This window comes from Alteriqipengyuania abyssalis, from assembly GCF_019857185.1.
GTDB classification, from domain to species: Bacteria; Pseudomonadota; Alphaproteobacteria; order Sphingomonadales; family Sphingomonadaceae; genus Alteriqipengyuania; species Alteriqipengyuania abyssalis.
This window is the reverse complement of the sequence record NZ_JAHWXP010000002.1, coordinates 645,987-663,203: the sequence shown is the minus strand read 5'-3', so window position 1 is coordinate 663,203 and position 17,217 is coordinate 645,987. Positions and strand designations below refer to the sequence as shown.

The window sequence follows — 17,217 nt, the reverse complement described above, 5'->3', positions numbered from 1 at the left end:
TTGTCAGCCACAGCGTCGCTACATCCGGAAGACACCGAAGCGCGGGCGATCCTCGATCGGCGCTTCCAGGCAGGCGGCGAAGGCGAGGCCCAGCACGTCGCGAGTCTGCACCGGGTCGATCACCCCATCGTCCCACATGCGCGCGGTGGCGTAGTAGGGATTGCCCTCGTCCTCGTACTTCTGACGGATGGGGGCCTTGAACTCCTCGGCCTGCTCCTCGGTCCACGAATCCGCATCGCGGTGGACCGTGGCGAGCACCGAAGCGGCCTGTTCGCCGCCCATCACCGAGATGCGGCTGTTGGGCCAGCTGAACAGGAAGCGCGGGGAATAGGCGCGGCCCGCCATGCCGTAATTGCCCGCGCCGAAGCTGCCGCCGATCAGGATGGTGACCTTGGGCACGCTGGCGGTGGCAACGGCGGTCACCAGCTTCGCACCGTGCTTGGCGATGCCTTCCGCCTCGTACTTGCCCCCGACCATGAAGCCGGAGATGTTCTGCAGGAACAGCAGCGGGATGCGCCGCTGGCAGGCGAGTTCGATGAAGTGCGCCCCCTTCACCGCGCTTTCCGAGAACAGCACGCCATTATTGGCGAGGATCGCCACCGGCATGCCCCAGACATGCGCGAAGCCGCACACCAGCGTGCTGCCATAGTCCTTCTTGAATTCGTGGAACTCGCTGCCGTCGACCAGCCGCGCGATGACCTCGTGCACGTCGTAGGGTGCGCGGACATCCTCGGGGATCAGCGCGTAGAGGTCTTCCGCGTCGAACTTCGGCGGCACCGGCTCCTGAAGGTCGATATTGGTCGCGGCATCGGTGTTGGCACCCAGATGGCTGACGATATCGCGCACGATGGTCAGCGCGTGTTCGTCGTTCTCTGCCAGATGGTCGACCACGCCGGATTTCTTGGCGTGCAGGTCACCGCCGCCCAGATCCTCGGCGCTGATTTCCTCGCCCGTTGCGGCCTTCACCAGCGGCGGCCCGGCGAGGAAGATCGTGCCCTGATTGCGCACGATCACGCTCTCGTCGCTCATCGCGGGCACATAGGCCCCGCCCGCGGTGCAGCTGCCCATGACGCAGGCGATCTGCGGAATGCCGAGGCTGCTCATCTGCGCCTGGTTGAAGAAGATGCGCCCGAAGTGCTCCTTGTCCGGGAAAACCTCGGCCTGATAGGGCAGGTTCGCGCCGCCGCTGTCGACCAGATAGATGCACGGCAAGCGGTTTTCCTGCGCGATTTCCTGCGCACGCAGGTGCTTCTTGACCGTCATCGGGTAGTAGGAGCCGCCCTTCACGGTCGGATCGTTGCACACGATCATCACCTGCCGCCCGGACACGCGCCCCACGCCGCAGATCATCGAGGCGCCGTTGACGTCGCCTTCGTACATCCCATTGGCGGCGAGCTGGCCGATCTCGAGAAAGGGCGAGCCGGGATCGAGCAGCCGCTCGACTCTTTCGCGGGGCAGCAGCTTGCCGCGCGAGACATGCCGCTCGCGATGCTTCTCGCTCCCGCCCAGCGCAGCCTCGGCGACCTTTTCGCGCAATTGCTGCGCCAGCGCCTTGTTGTGATCGAAGCGCGCCTTGGCATCGGGCGCTTCACGGTCGAGCATCGAGGTGAGTACGGGTGCGGTCATATTTTCAATCTCAGCGTTTCTTCACGAACTCGGCGCGCAGCACTAGGCCCTTGATGCCGGGGTATTTGCAGTCGATCTCCTGCGCGTCGCCGGTCAGGCGGATCGATTTGATCAGTGTGCCCTGCTTGAGCGTCTGGCCCGCGCCCTTCACGTCGAGGTCCTTGATCAGCGTCACCTGGTCGCCGTCGGCAAGCAGGTTGCCGACCGCATCGCGCACTTCGACGGTGTCCGCCGCAGCCTGCTTTGCCGCCAGCTCCGAGGCGGGCATCCACTCGCCGCTTTCCTCGTCGTAGACGTAATCTTCGCTATCGCTCACCCTGCGGCTCCTATCAGTTCGCGGCCGATCAGCATCCGCCGGATTTCATTGGTGCCCGCGCCGATGTCGAGCAGCTTGGCGTCGCGCATGTAGCGCTCGACCGGCCAGTCGAGCGTATAGCCCGCCCCGCCCAGCGCCTGCACGCTCTCCGCCGCGACGCGGAACGCGTTCTCGCTCGACAGCAGGATCGCGCCCGCCGCGTCGAAGCGGGTGGTCTGGCCCGCATCGCAGCTCTTGGCCACGGCATAGGTGTAGGCCCGCGCCGATTGCAGCGCGACGTACATGTCCGCGACCTTGGCCTGCATGAGCTGGAAAGACCCGATCGGCTTGCCGAACTGCGTGCGCTCGCGAAGATAGGGAATCACGGTGTCGAGGCAGGCCTGCATGATGCCCAGCTGGATGCCGGAGAGCACCACGCGCTCGTAATCGAGCCCGCTCATCAGCACGCCCACGCCGCCGCCGACCGGGCCCATCACGCGATCCTCGGGGATGCGGCAGTCGTCGAACACCAGCTCGCTCGTCGGCGAGCCGCGCATGCCGACCTTTTCGATCTTCTGGCCGATCGAGAAGCCTTCATCGCCCTTCTCGATCAGGAAGGCAGTGATCCCGCGCGATCCCGCCTCGCTGTCGGTCTTGGCATAGACCACCAGCGTATCGGCATAGGGCGCGTTGGTGATCCAGAACTTGGTCCCGTTCAGGCGGTAGCCGCCCTCGACCGCGTCGGCCTTCAGCTTCATCGAGACAACGTCCGAACCCGCGCTTGCCTCGCTCATCGCCAGCGAACCGACGTGTTCGCCACTGATCAGCCCGGGCAGATACTTCGCCTTCTGTTCCTCGTTGCCCCAGCGGCGGATCTGGTTGATGCACAGGTTGGAGTGTGCGCCGTAGCTGAGCCCCAGCGAAGCACTCGCCCGGCTGACTTCCTCGACCGCGATCACATGTTCGAGATAGCCGAGGCCAAGCCCGCCATCCTCGGGATCGACGGTGATGCCGTGCAGGCCCAGCTCGCCCATCTGCGCCCACAGCGCGTCCTTGGGAAACCAGTCCTCGCGGTCGATCTTCTCTGCCAGCGGAGCGATCTGCTCGTCGGCGAAGCGGCCGACGCTCTCGCGGATCATCTCCGCGCTTTCACCAAGCTGGAAGTCGAATTCAGGGGTTGCGCGCATGGGGGTATCCTTCTGTTTGCGGGTGCGCATAGCAAGCCCGCGAGCCCCCGCAAACCGGCCGGCAAAGTTTAACAAATATCATGCAATATAAACCTTTGGTGGCGGAACCGGTGCTGATGGTTATATCCTGTCGCTGACGGGATCATGGACACTCTTTTCGAAACCAAGAGCGCGGACGCGAATCGTCCGGATGCAGCGGCCAGTGCGCCGGGGGACCGCGCGCGTGAGCTTGCGCCCTTCGGTATCGATTCGCTGGAAGACGATTTCGAGCTCGAATCGATCGCCGCCTTCGCCGCGAAACTGTGCGGCACGCCAAACGCAAGCGTGACCATCGTCGAGGAACGCCGCCAGCGCTTCCTCGCCCGCCATGGGCTCGAAAGCAACGAGACGCCGCGCTCGGTCAGCTTCTGCGCCCATGCGATGCAGGGGGACGAGCTGTTCGTGGTGCCCGATGCCACGAAAGATCCGCGCTTTGCCGATAATGATCTGGTCACGGGCGAGACGCACCTGCGCTTCTATGCGGGTGCCCCGCTGGTGACCGAGGACGGGACCGAGCTGGGCGCGCTGTGCGTGATCGACACCGAGCCGCATCCCGAGGGCCTGAACGAATTACAGCAGGAGGGGTTGCGTGTGCTCGCCCGTTCCGCCGTGCGCCGCTTCGTCAACGAGCGCGAGGCACTGCGTTCGCGCGACCAGGCGAAGGAGCGCGCGCGGATGCTCAATCTGGTGCTCGATTCGGTGCCGGGCATCGCGTGGTCGGCCGACGAGGATCTGACCTTCGATTTCTTCAACGCACGCTGGGACGAAGTCACCGGAGCCACCCCGCCGCGGTCAGCGGACGACTGGCAGGCGCATATCCACCCGGACGAGTTCGACCAGAGCCGCCTCAAGCTGCAGGAGGCGGCGCGCGCCAAGCAGGTTTACGAGGACGAGTGGCGGCTGCGACTGGCCGACGGATCATACCGCTGGGCGCTGAGCCGCGCGGTGCCGATCCAGCTGGGCAATGGCCGCTGGCGGTGGGTCGGCACGATCATCGATATCGACGATGCGCATCGGCTGTCCGAAAGCCGCGACCTGCTCGCGCGCGAGCTGTCGCACCGGATCAAGAACATCTTCGCGGTGGTCGCCAGCCTGATCACCCTGTCCGCGCGGCGCGATCCGGACCTGCGCTATTTCGCGCAGGAGATGACCGACAAGATCGCAGCGCTGGGCCGTGCGCATGAATTCGTCGCGCCCACCGGGATGGTCCGCGAAAATACGCTTCATGGCCTGCTCGATCAGATTTTCGCGCCGTATAATTCGCAGCATGAACAGCGGATCACGGTGACCGGCTCCAACCCCACGATCCAGGGGCGCGCGGCGACCCCGCTGGCGCTGGTGTTCCACGAACTGGCGACCAATTCGGCGAAGTACGGCGTGCTCGCGAACGAGGAAGGCGTGGTCGACGTCACCATTTCGCAGGCGGATCACGACATGCTGCGGATCGAATGGCACGAACCCGGCGTGGCTCCGCTGGAGACCGGCGGCGAAGGCTTCGGTTCGCGCCTGCTCAAGATGAGCGTCGAGGGGCAGATGCAGGGGCGGATCGACCGCCAATGGAGTGAGGACGGCCTGTCCGTGGTGCTCGACCTGTCGCTCGCCGCGCTGGCAGGATAACGGCCCGCCGCATGGCAGCATCGCTCACGTTCGACAGCGTCACCAAACGCTATGATACGACCGAGGCACTGGCCGGTATCGACCTGACGATCGAGGCTGGCAGCTTCGTCGCGCTGGTCGGCGCATCGGGATCGGGCAAATCGACCCTGCTCAAGACCATCAACCGCCTGGTCGAACCGACCACCGGGCGCGTGCTGCTGGATGACGAAGACGTCACCACGCGCGATGCCACCGCGATGCGGCGCCAGATGGGTTATGTCTTCCAGCGCATCGGCCTCTTCCCCCACATGCGCGTGGGCGAGAACATCGCGATCGGCCCGCGACTGGTCGGCGACAACCTGAGCCGGGAGCGGATCGGCGAACTGCTCGAACTGGTCGATCTCGACCCCGCGATGGCCAGCCGTCTGCCCGAGGAACTCTCGGGCGGCCAGCAGCAGCGCGTGGGCGTGGCCCGCGCGCTCGCGGGCGATCCCGATCTGCTGTTGATGGACGAACCGTTCGGCGCGCTCGACCCGGTCACCCGCGATGCGCTGGGCACCCGCGTGCGCGATCTGCACGACCGGCTCGAACTGACGACGCTGATGGTTACGCACGACATGGCCGAGGCGCTGATTCTCGCCGACCGCGTGCTGGTGATGGATGCAGGGAAGATCGTCGCCGACGAAACCCCGCAGGCACTCGCCAGCGGTGGCGGCGGAGAGGTCGCGCAGGGGCTGGTCGCGGTTCCGCGGCACCAGGCCGAACGGCTCAAGGAGCTGGAGAGATGAGCGGCGTGTGGACCGCGCTGATGGGGCTTGGCGGCGTGCTCGCCCAGCATGTCATCCTGGCTGCCTGCGCGATCGGCCTCGGCATCGCGGTCGCGCTGCCGCTGGCGGTGTGGGCGAGCCGGAGCCAGGCGGTCTCGCGCGCCGCGCTGGGCTTTGCCAGCCTCGTCCAGACGATCCCCGCGCTCGCGCTGCTGGCGCTGTTCTTCCCGATCCTGCTGAGCCTGCGTGCGGTCTTCGGCGAAGACCTCCCCACGCTCGGCTTTCTGCCCGCGCTGCTTGCGCTGGCGCTCTACGCGCTGCTGCCGATCCTGCGCAACGCGGTGACGGCGCAGGCCAATCTCGACCCCGGGGTGATCGAGGCGGCCGACGGCGTGGGAATGAATTTCTGGCAGAGACTGCGGCTGGTCGAGGCACCACTCACCGCGCCCTATATCATGGCGGGCATCCGCACCGCCGCCGTGTGGACCATCGGCGCGGCGACGCTTTCGACCACCATCGGTCAGCCCAGCCTGGGCGATCCGATCTTCGCCGGGCTGCAAACGCAGAACTGGTCGCTGGTGCTGGCGGGCTGCATCGCCAGCGCGGGGCTGGCGATCATCGCCGACGCGCTGCTCGGCACGATCGAAGCAGGCTTCCGCCACCGTGACCGGCGCCTGTGGTTGGGCGGTGCGATTGCGGTCGCCATCGGGGTCGCAGCGGCCTTCGTCAGCCAGGTCGACTGGAGCCGCGACGACGGACGCGACACGGTGGTCATCGGGACCAAGCAGTTTTCAGAACAGCTGATCCTCGGACGGCTAGTGGGCGCGCAGCTGGAGCAGGCGGGCTACAACGTCGAATATCGCGAAGGCCTGGGCTCGGCAGTGGTCGCGCAGGCCGTCGCCGATGGGTCGATCGACCTCTATTTCGACTATACCGGCACGATCTGGGCCAACCAGATGAAGCGGACCGACAACCCGGGCCGCGATGCGATGTACGACGCGATCCGGAAATGGGAGCGCGAGGTGCAAGGCTCCCGCGTGCTCGGCAAGCTGGGGTTTGAAAACGCCTATGCCTTCGCGATGCGTGAAGATCGGGCAGACGAGCTGGGCATTCGCACGATCGAGGATCTGGCGCGCGCAGCCCCCCGGCTGGTGGCGGGCGGCGATCCGGAATGGTTCGAACGGCCCGAATGGTTCGCGGTGCGCGATGCCTATGGTCTGAAATTCGCCAACCAGCGCAATTTCTCGCCCACCTTCATGTACGACGCGCTCCGCTCCAGCGAAGCCGACGTGATCACCGCCTATACCTCGGACGGTCGGATCGCCGCCGATCGCCTGCGCGTGCTCGAAGATCCGCGTGAGGCACTGCCCAGCTACGACACGCTGATCATCCTCTCGCCCGAACGCGCGAACGACGAACGGCTTATCAATGCGCTGCGCCCGCTGCTGGGCACGATCAACGTCGAGGCTATGCGCGAGGCAAACTTTTCGGTCGACCGCACCGATGGCGAGAAGAAGACGCCGCAGGAGGCGGCGCGCTGGCTGGCGGAAGAAGTCGGGCTGGAATAGCGGGTTTCCAGATCGGGCCGGTCAGCCCGCGTGGGAAAGCCGTCAGGTCAGGGCCGCGTCCACACCTGCGTCTGGCAGAAGACCGTCACGCAGCCTTTCACCTCAAGCTTGTTGGGGCCCTTACGCTGGATCACCGAGCGGTAGGTTTTGCCGGACTTCGGATCGTAGATTTCGCCGCGCCACTCGTCGCCGTCCTGCCTGAAGCCGGTCAGCACCGGCAGACCCATCAGCTTACGACTGCGCAGCGACTTGTCGTTATTGTGGATGTCGCGCTGATCGGCCCCACCGGGCGGCGTCTTGAGAAATTTGGTGATCTTGCCGCACACGCTGCCGCCGCAATCGCCGATTGTGACGACCGCGTCCTTGTCCTGCGTTACCCATTGCCCGCCGATCGGATCGGCGGCCAGGGCGGGAACGGCGAGCGCGGCCAGACCGGCGGCACCTGCGAGCATGGCGGGGAGAAGTTTCTTCATAATGGCCAAACATCTATCAGAACACGGCGTTCCGCAAGATGAACGGCCTGAAGGCGAATGTCAGCCCGGCCCGGCGCCTGCGGGCCATTCAGGGTGGGCAATCGCCAGCACCTTGAACAGATCGCCCATCTGTTCGCCCGAAACCAGCCTATGGCGCGCAGTTTCGATCTCGCCTGCGCGCTGCGGAGCGGCCTTGGCCAGCGCCGCCGCGCGCGCATCTATCCCGAGCGCGGACAGGAACGCGCCCTGCGTTGCGCTGCCCAGCACCCGTGCGCCCTCCCGCTGCGCGACCTCGGCCAACGCGGCGAAATCGACATGTGCGGTCAGGTCCGCCGCACCCGGCGTTGCCAGCGGATCGACCTTCTCGTGCCGCGCGATCGCCTGCAAGGTCGAGCCGGTGCGGGGGGTGAGATGGCCGTAATCGATCATCAGCGCCGCCCCGCCCTGCGCCGCGAGCCGCTGCGCGACGTCCTGCAGGATCGCGGCCGCCGCAGGGCATGTCTCCACGATCGTGCCGACCTCCGCATCGGCGCGATCGGCGGGGACCACGCTGTCCATCGGCTGATCGCCTGCGACGAAGCGGAAATCGTCGTCTTCCGACAAGCCGACCATGCGCTCGCGCCAGCCTTGTTCTGTACGCACCAGCTGGCGGACCGGCAGCGCGTCGAAGAACTCGTTCGCCACCAGCAGCAGCGGGCGGCCATCCGGCAGGCTGGTCGGGTCGTCGTGGAACCGCGCGCCAGGCACGGCTGCGGCCTGCAATGCCCGCAGCGGCGGCGATCCCTCGACGAAGTGCACCTCCGGCTGCAGGCCGAAGCGCGCCATGCTGCGCAGCGCGTCCGCCGCCAGAGTGCCCCGACCCGGCCCCAGCTCGACATAGATCGCACCGGGCGGACTGCCCGCGCGGGTCCAGATGTCCGCCAGCCACAGGCCGATCAGTTCGCCGAACATCTGGCTGATCTCGGGCGCGGTGGTGAAGTCGCCCGCGCTGCCCAGCGGATCGCGCGCGGCGTAATAATGCGCGTTGCTCTCCCCCATGAAGCGCGCGACCGGCATGGGTCCATGCGTCGCGATCAGCCGCCGGAACCGTTCGCCCAGATCGCTGTGCTCGCTGCGCTCGGTCAGGATTCGCTCGCCGCGGGCGCATCGACGCGGCCCGTCTTGTTCTGCATCGCGTAGACGATCACCACGATCCCGACGAGGATCATGGGGATGCTCAGCCACTGACCCATCGACAGCCCGGTCCGCATCGCGAATTCGGTCAGCTGTGCATCGGGCTGGCGGAAGAACTCGTTGATGAAGCGAGCGGTCGCGATTCCGGCGGTGAACACGCCGACCAGCAGGCCGGGCTTCCAGCGAGCTTTGGTGAGCCAGAACAGCGACAGCATGATTGCCATCATTGCCAGCCCTTCCAGCCCCGCCTGATAGAGCTGGCTGGGATGACGCGCGAGCTGGCTGGGGTCCGAAGGGAAGACCATTGCCCACGGCACATCGGTCGGGCGGCCCCACAACTCTCCGTTCACGAAATTGGCGAGTCGGCCGAAGAACATTCCGAAGGGCACGTTGACCGCGATGTAATCCGACACGCGCAGCCAGTTGAGCTTGTTGCGATAGCTCACCCACAGCAGCGCCAGAACCACGCCGATCACCCCGCCGTGGAAGCTCATCCCGCCATCCCACAGGCGCGGCAGACCCCATGGCATCCAGCCTTCATGGCTGAAATCGACGAACAGTTCGGGGCGGTAGAAGATCGCGTAACCCAACCGCCCGCCGAAGATCACGCCCAGCGTACAGTAGAACAGCAGGTCGTCGACATGGGCCTGATTCATCGGCGTGCCGGGCGCCTTGATCATCCGCGACAGGTGCCAATAGGCGAGGACAATGCCCGCGATATAGGCCAGCGAGTACCACCGCAGCGTGAAGAAGCCGAGGTCGATCCCCGGCGTCAGGCCAAGGTCCGACCAGTAAATCGGCTGGTTTGCAGCTTCTGCCAGTAGTGACAGCATTCCATCGACCCCTTAGAGATGCGCCCGAACGATCCCGCCTTGCGCCAACGCGGGTTGCATTGGCACAGGCGGATGTCAGAAAAAAGGACATTGCTCGCACGGCCACAGCGGTCGGCGGGTCACCCGGAGAGAGGAAATCAATGGCGACCGAGCTCGACACTACGCTGGATACGATCATGGACGGGCTGGTTGCGCCCGGCGGCCCTGCGGAGACCGTGCCGTTCACCCGCAACGGCGTCGCCATGCCGGCGTTCAAGAACGCGCCGCCCAGCCTGGCGCACTATTTCGCCCACTACTGCAACGAGCACCGGGACAAGGAATTCCTCGTCGATGATGGCTGCCGCCTGACCTTCGGCGAAGCCTATGATGCCGCGCGCCACGTCGCAGCGGGGCTGCTGTCGCAGCACAAGCTGATCAAGGGCGACCGGATCGGGATCGCCGCGCGCAACTCGGCCAACTGGATCATCGCCTATATGGGGATCACCATGGCCGGCGGATGTGCTGCGCTGGTCAACGGCTTCTCCAGCGGCGAGGAAATGGCCGACGCGCTCAAGATGGTAGGCTGCCGGATCGTGCTGGCCGATCGCAAGCGGGCCGAACGGCTCGAAGGCACGACGCACGGCGCGCAGATCGTCCCGCTCAAGCATGACTGCAATCCGGCCGATGGGCTGGAAGCGGTCTGGGGCGATCCCGCGGCGACCGCGCTGCCCGAACTCGGGCCGGACGACTACGCCACCCTGCTGTACACCTCGGGTTCGACCGGGCGGTCCAAGGGGGCCTATTCGGACCATCGCGGCGTGATCCACGGCACGATGAGCTACGTCATGCAGAGCCTGATGGCGCTCACCTACCTGTCGGGCAAGGGCGAAGCACCGTCGTTGCAGCCCTGCGCGCTGGTCGCTGTGCCGCTGTTCCACGTGACCGGCGAAATTCCGGTCTTCCTGCAAAGCTTCGCACTGGGTCGCAAGCTGGTGCTGATGAAGAAGTGGGACGCAACCGAGGCGCTGCGCCTGATCGAGGCCGAGAAGGTGACCTATTTCACCGGCGTGCCGCTGATGAGCTACGAAATTGCGACCCATCCGGACCGCGACAAGTACGATACCTCGACCTGCACGTCTTTCGCCGCAGGCGGCGCGCCGCGCCCGACCGACCATGTCGAGAAGATCCACAAGGCCTTCCCCGGCGGGTTCCCGCTGCTCGGCTATGGCCTGACCGAAACCAACGCGATCGGCTGCGGCAATTTCAACGAGAACTACCTGGCCAAGCCGACCAGCACCGGCAAGGCCAGCCGCCCGCTGGTCGATCTGGCGATTCTCGACGATGCGGGCAACAAGTTGCCGACCGGCGAAATCGGCGAGGTTTCGATCCGTACGGTCGCCAACTTCCTTGGCTATTGGGACAATCGCGAGGCGACGCAGGAAGCCTTCACCGAGGATATGTACTTCCGCACCGGCGATCTCGGCCGGCTGGACGAGGACGGCTATCTGTTCATCGTCGATCGCAAGAAGGACATCATCATCCGCGGCGGCGAGAACATCAGCTGCCTCGAGGTGGAAGAGGCGATCTACGCGCATGACGACGTTGCCGAATGTTCGGTCTTCGGCCTGCCCGACGACCGCTACGGCGAGATCGTCGGCGCGGTCTACCTGACCCGCGACGGCGCAAGCCTGAGCGAGGCGGAGCTTGCCGCGTTCCTCGAAACGCACCTTCCGCCATTCAAGCGGCCCGCGCATATCTGGCAGGAGCATGGCAGCCTGCCCCGGCTCGGCACGCAGAAGATCGACCGCAAGGCGCTGCGCGAGCAATACAGCAAGGACTTCGCCGCCGCTTGAGCGCTCCGCCACTCTCCAACCAGCGCGCCATCGTCGACCGGCGCAAGCTCGCCCAGAGAATCGGTGAAACGATCGGCGAGGCGGACGGCGATGGCCGCAGCGCGCGTGACGCGGTGCTCGCCCTGCTGCGCAAGGCGTTGGAGAACGGGCGGACGGAACTTTCGCGCCGGCTGGCCGAACATCCCTCTGCCGGCCACGCGCAATGCGGGGGGCAAAGCTTCCTGATCGACCAGCTACTGCGGCTGATCCACGATTTCGCGAGCGACCACCTTGCCCCCGTGCCAGAGGGCAAGCGTGCGCGGGCGATCACGCTGGTCGCGGCCGGCGGCTACGGGCGCGAGGAACTGGCCCCGCATTCCGACATCGACATCGCCTTCTTCGTCGAGCAGGCGGACGACCCGCGTACGGTTAAGCTGATCGAGGCGATCCTCTACCTGATGTGGGATCTGGGGCTGACCGTCGGCCATTCGGTGCGCACGGTGGACGACATTGTGAGCATGTCGAAATCCGACGGCACGATCCTCACCTCGCTGCTCGAATGCCGTTACCTGTGGGGCGATGAAGCGCTCTACGAAGAGGCACGGCGGCGCTTCTACGCCGAGGTCGTCGACGGGACCGAGCGGCAGTTCGTCGCCGACAAGCTGCGCGAGCGCGATGCCCGGCATAAGCGGATGGGCGACACGCGCTACGTGGTCGAACCCAATGTGAAGGAGGGCAAGGGGGGCTTGCGCGACCTTCAGGCGCTGTACTGGATCGGCAAGTATATCCACCGCGTGCGCGACGCCGCCGAGCTGGTCGACGCAGGGCTTTTCACCAAGGCCGAATATCGCAGCTTCCGCCGCGCGGAGGGCTTCCTGCTGGCAGTGCGCTGCCACTTGCACGAAATCACCGGCCGGGCGGAAGACCGCCTCACCTTCGACCTGCAGAAGGAAATCGCGCGGCGGATGCATTTCGCCGACCGGCAGGGCAAGGCTGCGGTCGAGCGGTTCATGCAGTACTATTTCCTGCAGGCGAAGCGGGTCGGCTCGCTGACCGGCGTGTTCCTCGGCCAGCTGGAAGAGCAATTCGCGAAGAAGCGCGCTCGGCGCGGCCTGCTCGCCGGGTTCAACGCGCGCCCGCGCATGGTCCGCGGCTACACCGCCTTCGCCGGCAAGCTCGCCGCGCCGGGTGACGACTGGTTCCGCAAGGACCCGATCCGCCTGATCGAGATCTTTCAGGTGGCCGAGTCCGAGCAGCTCGAGATCGACCCGCGCACCATGCGTCAGGCCGATCGCGACAGCGGGCTGATCAACGACGAGGTGCGCGAATCCCCGCGCGCCAACGCGCTGTTCCTCGATCTGCTGTGCGGGCGTAACGACCCCGAAACCGTGCTGCGGTGGATGAACGAGGCGGGCGTGTTCGGCCGCTTCGTGCCCGATTTCGGGCGGGTCAACGCGCAGATGCAGTTCAACATGTATCACCACTACACGGTGGACGAGCATACCATCCGCGCGATCGGCTTCCTCAACGCGATCGAGAAAGGCTCGCTCTCGGAGGAGCATCCGCGTGCGAGCAGGGAGATCCACCGGCTCAAGAGCCGCCGCGCGCTGTTCGTGGCAACGCTGCTGCACGACATCGCGAAGGGGCGCGGGGGCGACCACTCCGTTCTGGGTGCCGAAGTGGCGGAGAAGCTGTGCCCGCGTTTCGGCCTGACCGAGGATGAAACCGCGCTGGTCGCCTGGATGGTGCGCCAGCATCTGCTGATGAGCCACACCGCCTTCAAGCGCGACATCGCCGACCCCAAGACGGTCGAGGATTTCGTCGCCGAGGTCCAGACGCTGGAGCGGCTGCGCCAGCTCGCGATCCTGACTGCGGTCGATATCCGCGCGGTGGGGCCGGGCACGTGGAACAGCTGGAAGGGACAGCTTCTGGGCGAACTCTACGACCTCTCGCACGAGCGGTTGCGGCTGGGCCACGCGACCAGCGGGCGCAAGGGCCGCGTCGCCGCCAAGAAGGAGGCGGTCCGCGCCGAACTGGGCGACAAGGCCGCGCTGATGGACACGCATGAGAACCTGTTCACGGCCCCCTACTGGATCGCCGAACCGCCCGACATCGCCGCGCGCAACATCGTCCAATATACGGTCGCGCGCGAGCTGGGCGAGGCACTGTCGGTCCATTGCGAGGCGGACGAGGAACGCGGCGCGACGCTGGTTACCGTGATCGCGGCGGACCATCCGGGCATCTTCATGCGGATCGCGGGCGCGATCCATCTGGTCGGCGGCAACATCATCGACGCGCGCATTCACACCACGCGCACCGGCTATGCGGTCGACAATTTCCTGGTGCAGGACCCGCTCGGCCGCCCCTTCGGGGAGGACGACCAGCTTGCCCGGATCGAGCGCAGCATTGCCGACGGGCTGACCGGCGGCGTGCAGCTGGTGCCCAAGCTGGCCAAGCGCCCGCTGCCTCGGCGCGGCGCGGGCGCGTTCGAGGTGCGGCCCTCGGTCGCGTTCGACAACGACGCCTCGCACCGCTTCACGGTGATCGAGGTCGGCGCACGCGACCGCCCCGCCCTGCTCAACCGGCTGGCGCGCGCGCTGTTCGAACAGCACGCGATGATCCGCTCCGCCCACATCACCCACTACGGCGAGCGCGCGGCGGACACCTTCTACGTAACCGATCTGACCGGCGACAAGATCACCGACCCAGGCCGCCTCGAGGCACTGCGCACCGCGCTCTCCGACGCGGCCAGCGACGAAATGCAGGCCGAGCTGGAGCCTGCTTAGGGTCCGGTGGGACGCTCGCTTGCGCAAAACGCAAGTTGATGAAGCACATGCAGCGCAGTGCGTTTGAAAGAGCGCGCCTGGAAGCGGCGCGAATTACCATGTGAAAGAGCGGGCCAGCGACGCGAGCATCGGGTGCGCGAGGAGGAAAATGCGGGTGTGGGGATTGGGGTGGGAAGGAGGATGGCGGGTTTGCGAGCTCAAAGGCGCCGTTCGAGGCTCGCATCTTCAATACTGAAAGCGGTCGTTCGACCCGCCGGATTTCGCAGGCCGATGCTGCCGGGCGTTGACTATAGCTGCCCATCTGTCTCTGCAGCGAGGAGAGGCGCGATCTGTTCTTGCCAGACATGAAACAGCGGTCGGCACGTTAAGCCAAATATGAACCAGCATCCAAATATCGTGGAGTGATGAAAGAAGGCACCCCAAGGCAGCTTCCCATGCGCCGCCTCATTTCGGAGGGCAGGCCCCGGCCTGAAATTAAATAAGATATCGATCTCGTCGACGACATCCTCACCTAGGATGGCTTCGAGCTCCCCGCGGTTGACCTCGAGCAGTTGTGAAAGCGCGCGGTCGCCCTGGATCAAATCCTGCTCGATTTTGGACGGGTCGCGGTTCGAGAGCATGAGAATGTGGCGCAGGGAGTTCTCGAGTTGCGGCAGCAGGAGATGCGCCGCAGTAGCGTAGTCGCCTTGGAACATGCGCGCGAACCCCATGGCGAATAGTGGTTCCCGTCCTGGGGGCACGAACACGCTCGCCTCCGCGATCGGCAAAAGGTGGCGTTCCTGTATCGAGATGCGCTCGACGAGGGAAAGCCGCGCAGGTTCGATCTTTCCTCGCACCTGCTGGAACATGAGCACATCCATGTATCTAGCCCCCTCGGCCCTGAACCAGTTCTCGGAGGGACTCCCGTCGGAGGGCATGGCCGGCGCACGGGCAGCCTCACGACCCTCGGCGTCGTAGTAACTCGACGAGATCATCGCTCCAAGCGGATCCTTCCGAGCGAGCTCCAGGACGGTGTCGCGAAGTTCCTGTTTTGATGGCGCCTCACTCATATGGTAGAATTGGACACAGGCGTCCGCGAAGGAAATGCCAACGAAAAGAGCTTCGATCTCACGCCTTGTCTCGCTCAGATCCATGGGCGTCGTGAAAGAGCCGAAGTCATCCTGAGCAGCCATCTGAAACGTTCGAAGCTCGTTTCTTAGCTGCTCAATCCGGTCGCGTGTTCCGGACAGATGACGCATTTCACCAAGCGCGGCCTTCGTCCAGTGCGCTTTCACGGCGGGCTGGTTCGACTCATCTCGCATCTTGAGCGTCTGTTCAGCAGCCTCAACCCGGCAGCGGTTGGCGTCGTCCTTGTTGTTAAGTCGATCGTGACTGCTTGCGGCGATGATCCACACGCGCTTCACCGCTTCCGGATAGGTTCCTGGCGGGGCGTTTCGTGCAAGTTCTTCGGCATCGCGCGCGACCTGACTTGCCTCCAGGATGCCGTGCCAGATTCCGAGCTCAGCAATCTTGACGAAGACGACATAGTGGCAGCCCGCTAAGGCAGCATCATAGCAAGCCTGTAAGGTTTGGCGGACCAAGACGGGGATGTCGCCGCGCTTCTTGGTCAGACGTGTCAGCGCAGTCGCGCGTGCAAGAGGCTCGACCACGTCCATGATCGAATCCGCAGGTCGAGATGGACGCGGCTTGATTGTGTCATCAAGCCTTCCTCGGGCGATCTCACAATAAGCATCGATAGCCGTCGCAGCCGCTTTCCAGTGCTTGCGACTGTTGTAGAATACGATGTCACCAACCTTCGCGCGCAGATGCGGGTTGGGCAACGTCTCGACGATCTCTGCCAAGATGGCTGACTGCTCGCCGACAATATCGTCGGGTATCATGCTTCGACGGCCGTCCATGACGAGCTTGGCCGTGAAGGGGTTCGCCTCGTCGTCGGGGCGGACTGCTATAAACATGATGGAAGCGAACAGCTCGAGCGCATCGGCGCGATCTACGTCACCTGCCTCCGTTGCTACTTTCTCGGATGCGCGCAGCTGTTTTTCGACTGCATCGTCGTCTTGATCAGCGACCGCCGCGAGAACTGCGCCAAGGTCGGTCTTCGCGATCATCTCGGCTGTGACAAGTCTTCGGGCGGGTGCGGCCTCATCCCGCTCGCCCTCACTTGAATCTACCAGATCGTCTTCATTCGTTTCATTGGCCATGATTCTCACCTGAGAGGATCATGGCTTCCGAGATTGCGGCGATCAACAAAAAGCGGGCTGAAAGCACAGGGGCGAAAGTGATGAGGTTGCAGGTCCGTACCTTTGCGCTCTTAGAGTGTCCGCTTTGGCAAATGTCACCCTAAAAGCCGTCTGTCACTTAGCGGCACAATAGCCGCCCCTACCCCATCACCCCCGCTCACCAAAAAGCGCGGACCCCACACGGATGTGGGTCGCGCCGAGCATGATCGCGGTCTCGTAATCGCCGCTCATCCCCATGCTCAGGCCCCAAGCACCCGGTTCGGGCTCGTGCCGCCGCGCCAGTTCGCCGAGCAGTGCGAAGAACGGCGCGGGCTCCTTGTCGGCGGGCGGAATGCACATCAGCCCGAGCAGCGGGATGTCCGCCTCGCGCGCCTGCGCGATCAGGTCGGGCAGGTCGGCAATCGCGCAGCCGCCCTTCTGCTCTTCCTCACCGACATCGACCTGGATGAAGCACGGCACGCGCCTGCCCAGCTTGTCATACGCCTTGGCGAGCGCCTTGAGCAGACTCGGCCGGTCGAGCGAGTGAATGACGTCGAACAGCGCAGCGGCATCTTCCGCCTTGTTCGATTGCAGCTGGCCGATCAGGTGCAGCTCTACATCGGGGTACTGCTCGCGCAGCGCGGGCCACTTGTCCTGCGCCTCCTGCACCCGGTTTTCACCGAACAGGCGCTGGCCTGCTTCCAGCATCGGTTCGATCCGCTCGACCGGGTGGGTCTTGCTGACCGCGATCAGGTGGACCTCTTCCCGCTCGCGCTTGGCGATTGTGCAGGCGCGGGCGATCCGCTCTTCGACGTGTGTAAGGGCTGCTGCGCTATCCATCGCG

13 protein-coding genes are annotated in these 17,217 nt (G+C 65.2%); 5 read left to right on the top strand and 8 right to left on the bottom strand.

Annotation, left to right across the window (positions count from 1 at the left end):
- Nucleotides 1–18 precede the first annotated feature (18 nt).
- Genes KYN89_RS08340 through KYN89_RS08330 form a run of 3 tightly spaced genes read right to left on the bottom strand, consistent with a single transcriptional unit; the run spans nucleotide 19 to nucleotide 3,108 of the window.
- Complete coding sequence (locus KYN89_RS08340) at nucleotides 19–1,626, bottom strand: carboxyl transferase domain-containing protein (protein ID WP_222824639.1); 1,608 nt, start codon at nucleotides 1,624–1,626, stop codon at nucleotides 19–21.
- A gap of 10 nt (nucleotides 1,627–1,636) precedes the next feature.
- A complete protein-coding gene (locus tag KYN89_RS08335) occupies nucleotides 1,637–1,942 on the bottom strand; it encodes an alkylphosphonate utilization protein (RefSeq protein WP_222824638.1) in 306 nt (101 codons plus the stop codon).
- On the bottom strand, nucleotides 1,939–3,108 hold the full coding sequence (locus tag KYN89_RS08330) for an acyl-CoA dehydrogenase family protein (protein WP_222824637.1): 1,170 nt from the start codon (nucleotides 3,106–3,108) through the stop codon (nucleotides 1,939–1,941). The genes KYN89_RS08335 and KYN89_RS08330 overlap by 4 nt, the downstream gene beginning before the upstream one ends.
- Before the next feature lie 144 nt (nucleotides 3,109–3,252).
- Here KYN89_RS08330 and KYN89_RS08325 point away from each other — a divergent pair, with 144 nt between their 5' ends.
- Genes KYN89_RS08325 through KYN89_RS08315 form a run of 3 tightly spaced genes read left to right on the top strand, consistent with a single transcriptional unit; the run spans nucleotide 3,253 to nucleotide 7,078 of the window.
- Nucleotides 3,253–4,764: a sensor histidine kinase gene (locus KYN89_RS08325; protein ID WP_222824636.1), complete on the top strand. Its 1,512-nt coding sequence runs from the start codon at nucleotides 3,253–3,255 to the stop codon at nucleotides 4,762–4,764.
- Nucleotides 4,765–4,775: 11 nt separating this feature from the next.
- A complete protein-coding gene (locus KYN89_RS08320) occupies nucleotides 4,776–5,531 on the top strand; it encodes an ATP-binding cassette domain-containing protein (protein ID WP_222824635.1) in 756 nt (251 codons plus the stop codon).
- Nucleotides 5,528–7,078 carry a glycine betaine ABC transporter substrate-binding protein gene (locus tag KYN89_RS08315; RefSeq protein WP_222824634.1) on the top strand — a complete coding sequence of 517 codons (1,551 nt, stop codon included), beginning with the start codon at nucleotides 5,528–5,530 and terminating at the stop codon, nucleotides 7,076–7,078. Before KYN89_RS08320 ends, KYN89_RS08315 begins: the two co-directional genes overlap by 4 nt.
- Nucleotides 7,079–7,125: 47 nt before the next feature.
- Here the strand turns inward: KYN89_RS08315 and KYN89_RS08310 are convergent, their stop codons facing one another.
- From KYN89_RS08310 to lgt, 3 genes are all read right to left on the bottom strand, one after another.
- Nucleotides 7,126–7,551, bottom strand: a complete 426-nt coding sequence (locus KYN89_RS08310) for a DUF2147 domain-containing protein (protein ID WP_222824633.1) — start codon at nucleotides 7,549–7,551, stop codon at nucleotides 7,126–7,128.
- A 60-nt stretch (nucleotides 7,552–7,611) separates the two neighbouring features.
- Nucleotides 7,612–8,589, bottom strand: coding sequence for a class I SAM-dependent methyltransferase (locus KYN89_RS08305; RefSeq protein WP_248285079.1), 978 nt, complete (start codon nucleotides 8,587–8,589; stop codon nucleotides 7,612–7,614).
- An 83-nt stretch (nucleotides 8,590–8,672) separates the two neighbouring features.
- Complete coding sequence (lgt, locus tag KYN89_RS08300; RefSeq protein ID WP_222824631.1) at nucleotides 8,673–9,557, bottom strand: prolipoprotein diacylglyceryl transferase; 885 nt, start codon at nucleotides 9,555–9,557, stop codon at nucleotides 8,673–8,675.
- A gap of 140 nt (nucleotides 9,558–9,697) precedes the next feature.
- Between lgt and KYN89_RS08295 the strand changes: the two genes are divergently transcribed.
- The gene (locus KYN89_RS08295) at nucleotides 9,698–11,389 is read left to right on the top strand and encodes a class I adenylate-forming enzyme family protein (protein ID WP_222824630.1); all 1,692 of its coding nucleotides are present in this window, start codon (nucleotides 9,698–9,700) and stop codon (nucleotides 11,387–11,389) included.
- Nucleotides 11,386–14,154 carry a [protein-PII] uridylyltransferase gene (locus KYN89_RS08290; protein ID WP_222824629.1) on the top strand — a complete coding sequence of 923 codons (2,769 nt, stop codon included), beginning with the start codon at nucleotides 11,386–11,388 and terminating at the stop codon, nucleotides 14,152–14,154. Before KYN89_RS08295 ends, KYN89_RS08290 begins: the two co-directional genes overlap by 4 nt.
- 287 nt (nucleotides 14,155–14,441) lie before the next feature.
- On the opposite strand, the gene KYN89_RS08285 is transcribed toward KYN89_RS08290, so the two are convergent.
- Both KYN89_RS08285 and KYN89_RS08280 read right to left on the bottom strand, forming a co-directional pair.
- On the bottom strand, nucleotides 14,442–16,355 hold the full coding sequence (locus KYN89_RS08285; RefSeq protein ID WP_222824628.1) for a DUF4209 domain-containing protein: 1,914 nt from the start codon (nucleotides 16,353–16,355) through the stop codon (nucleotides 14,442–14,444).
- A gap of 186 nt (nucleotides 16,356–16,541) precedes the next feature.
- Nucleotides 16,542–17,213 (bottom strand): YggS family pyridoxal phosphate-dependent enzyme, encoded by a 672-nt coding sequence (locus tag KYN89_RS08280; protein WP_222824627.1) that lies wholly within the window; start codon nucleotides 17,211–17,213, stop codon nucleotides 16,542–16,544.
- Between the last annotated feature and the right edge of the window lie 4 nt (nucleotides 17,214–17,217).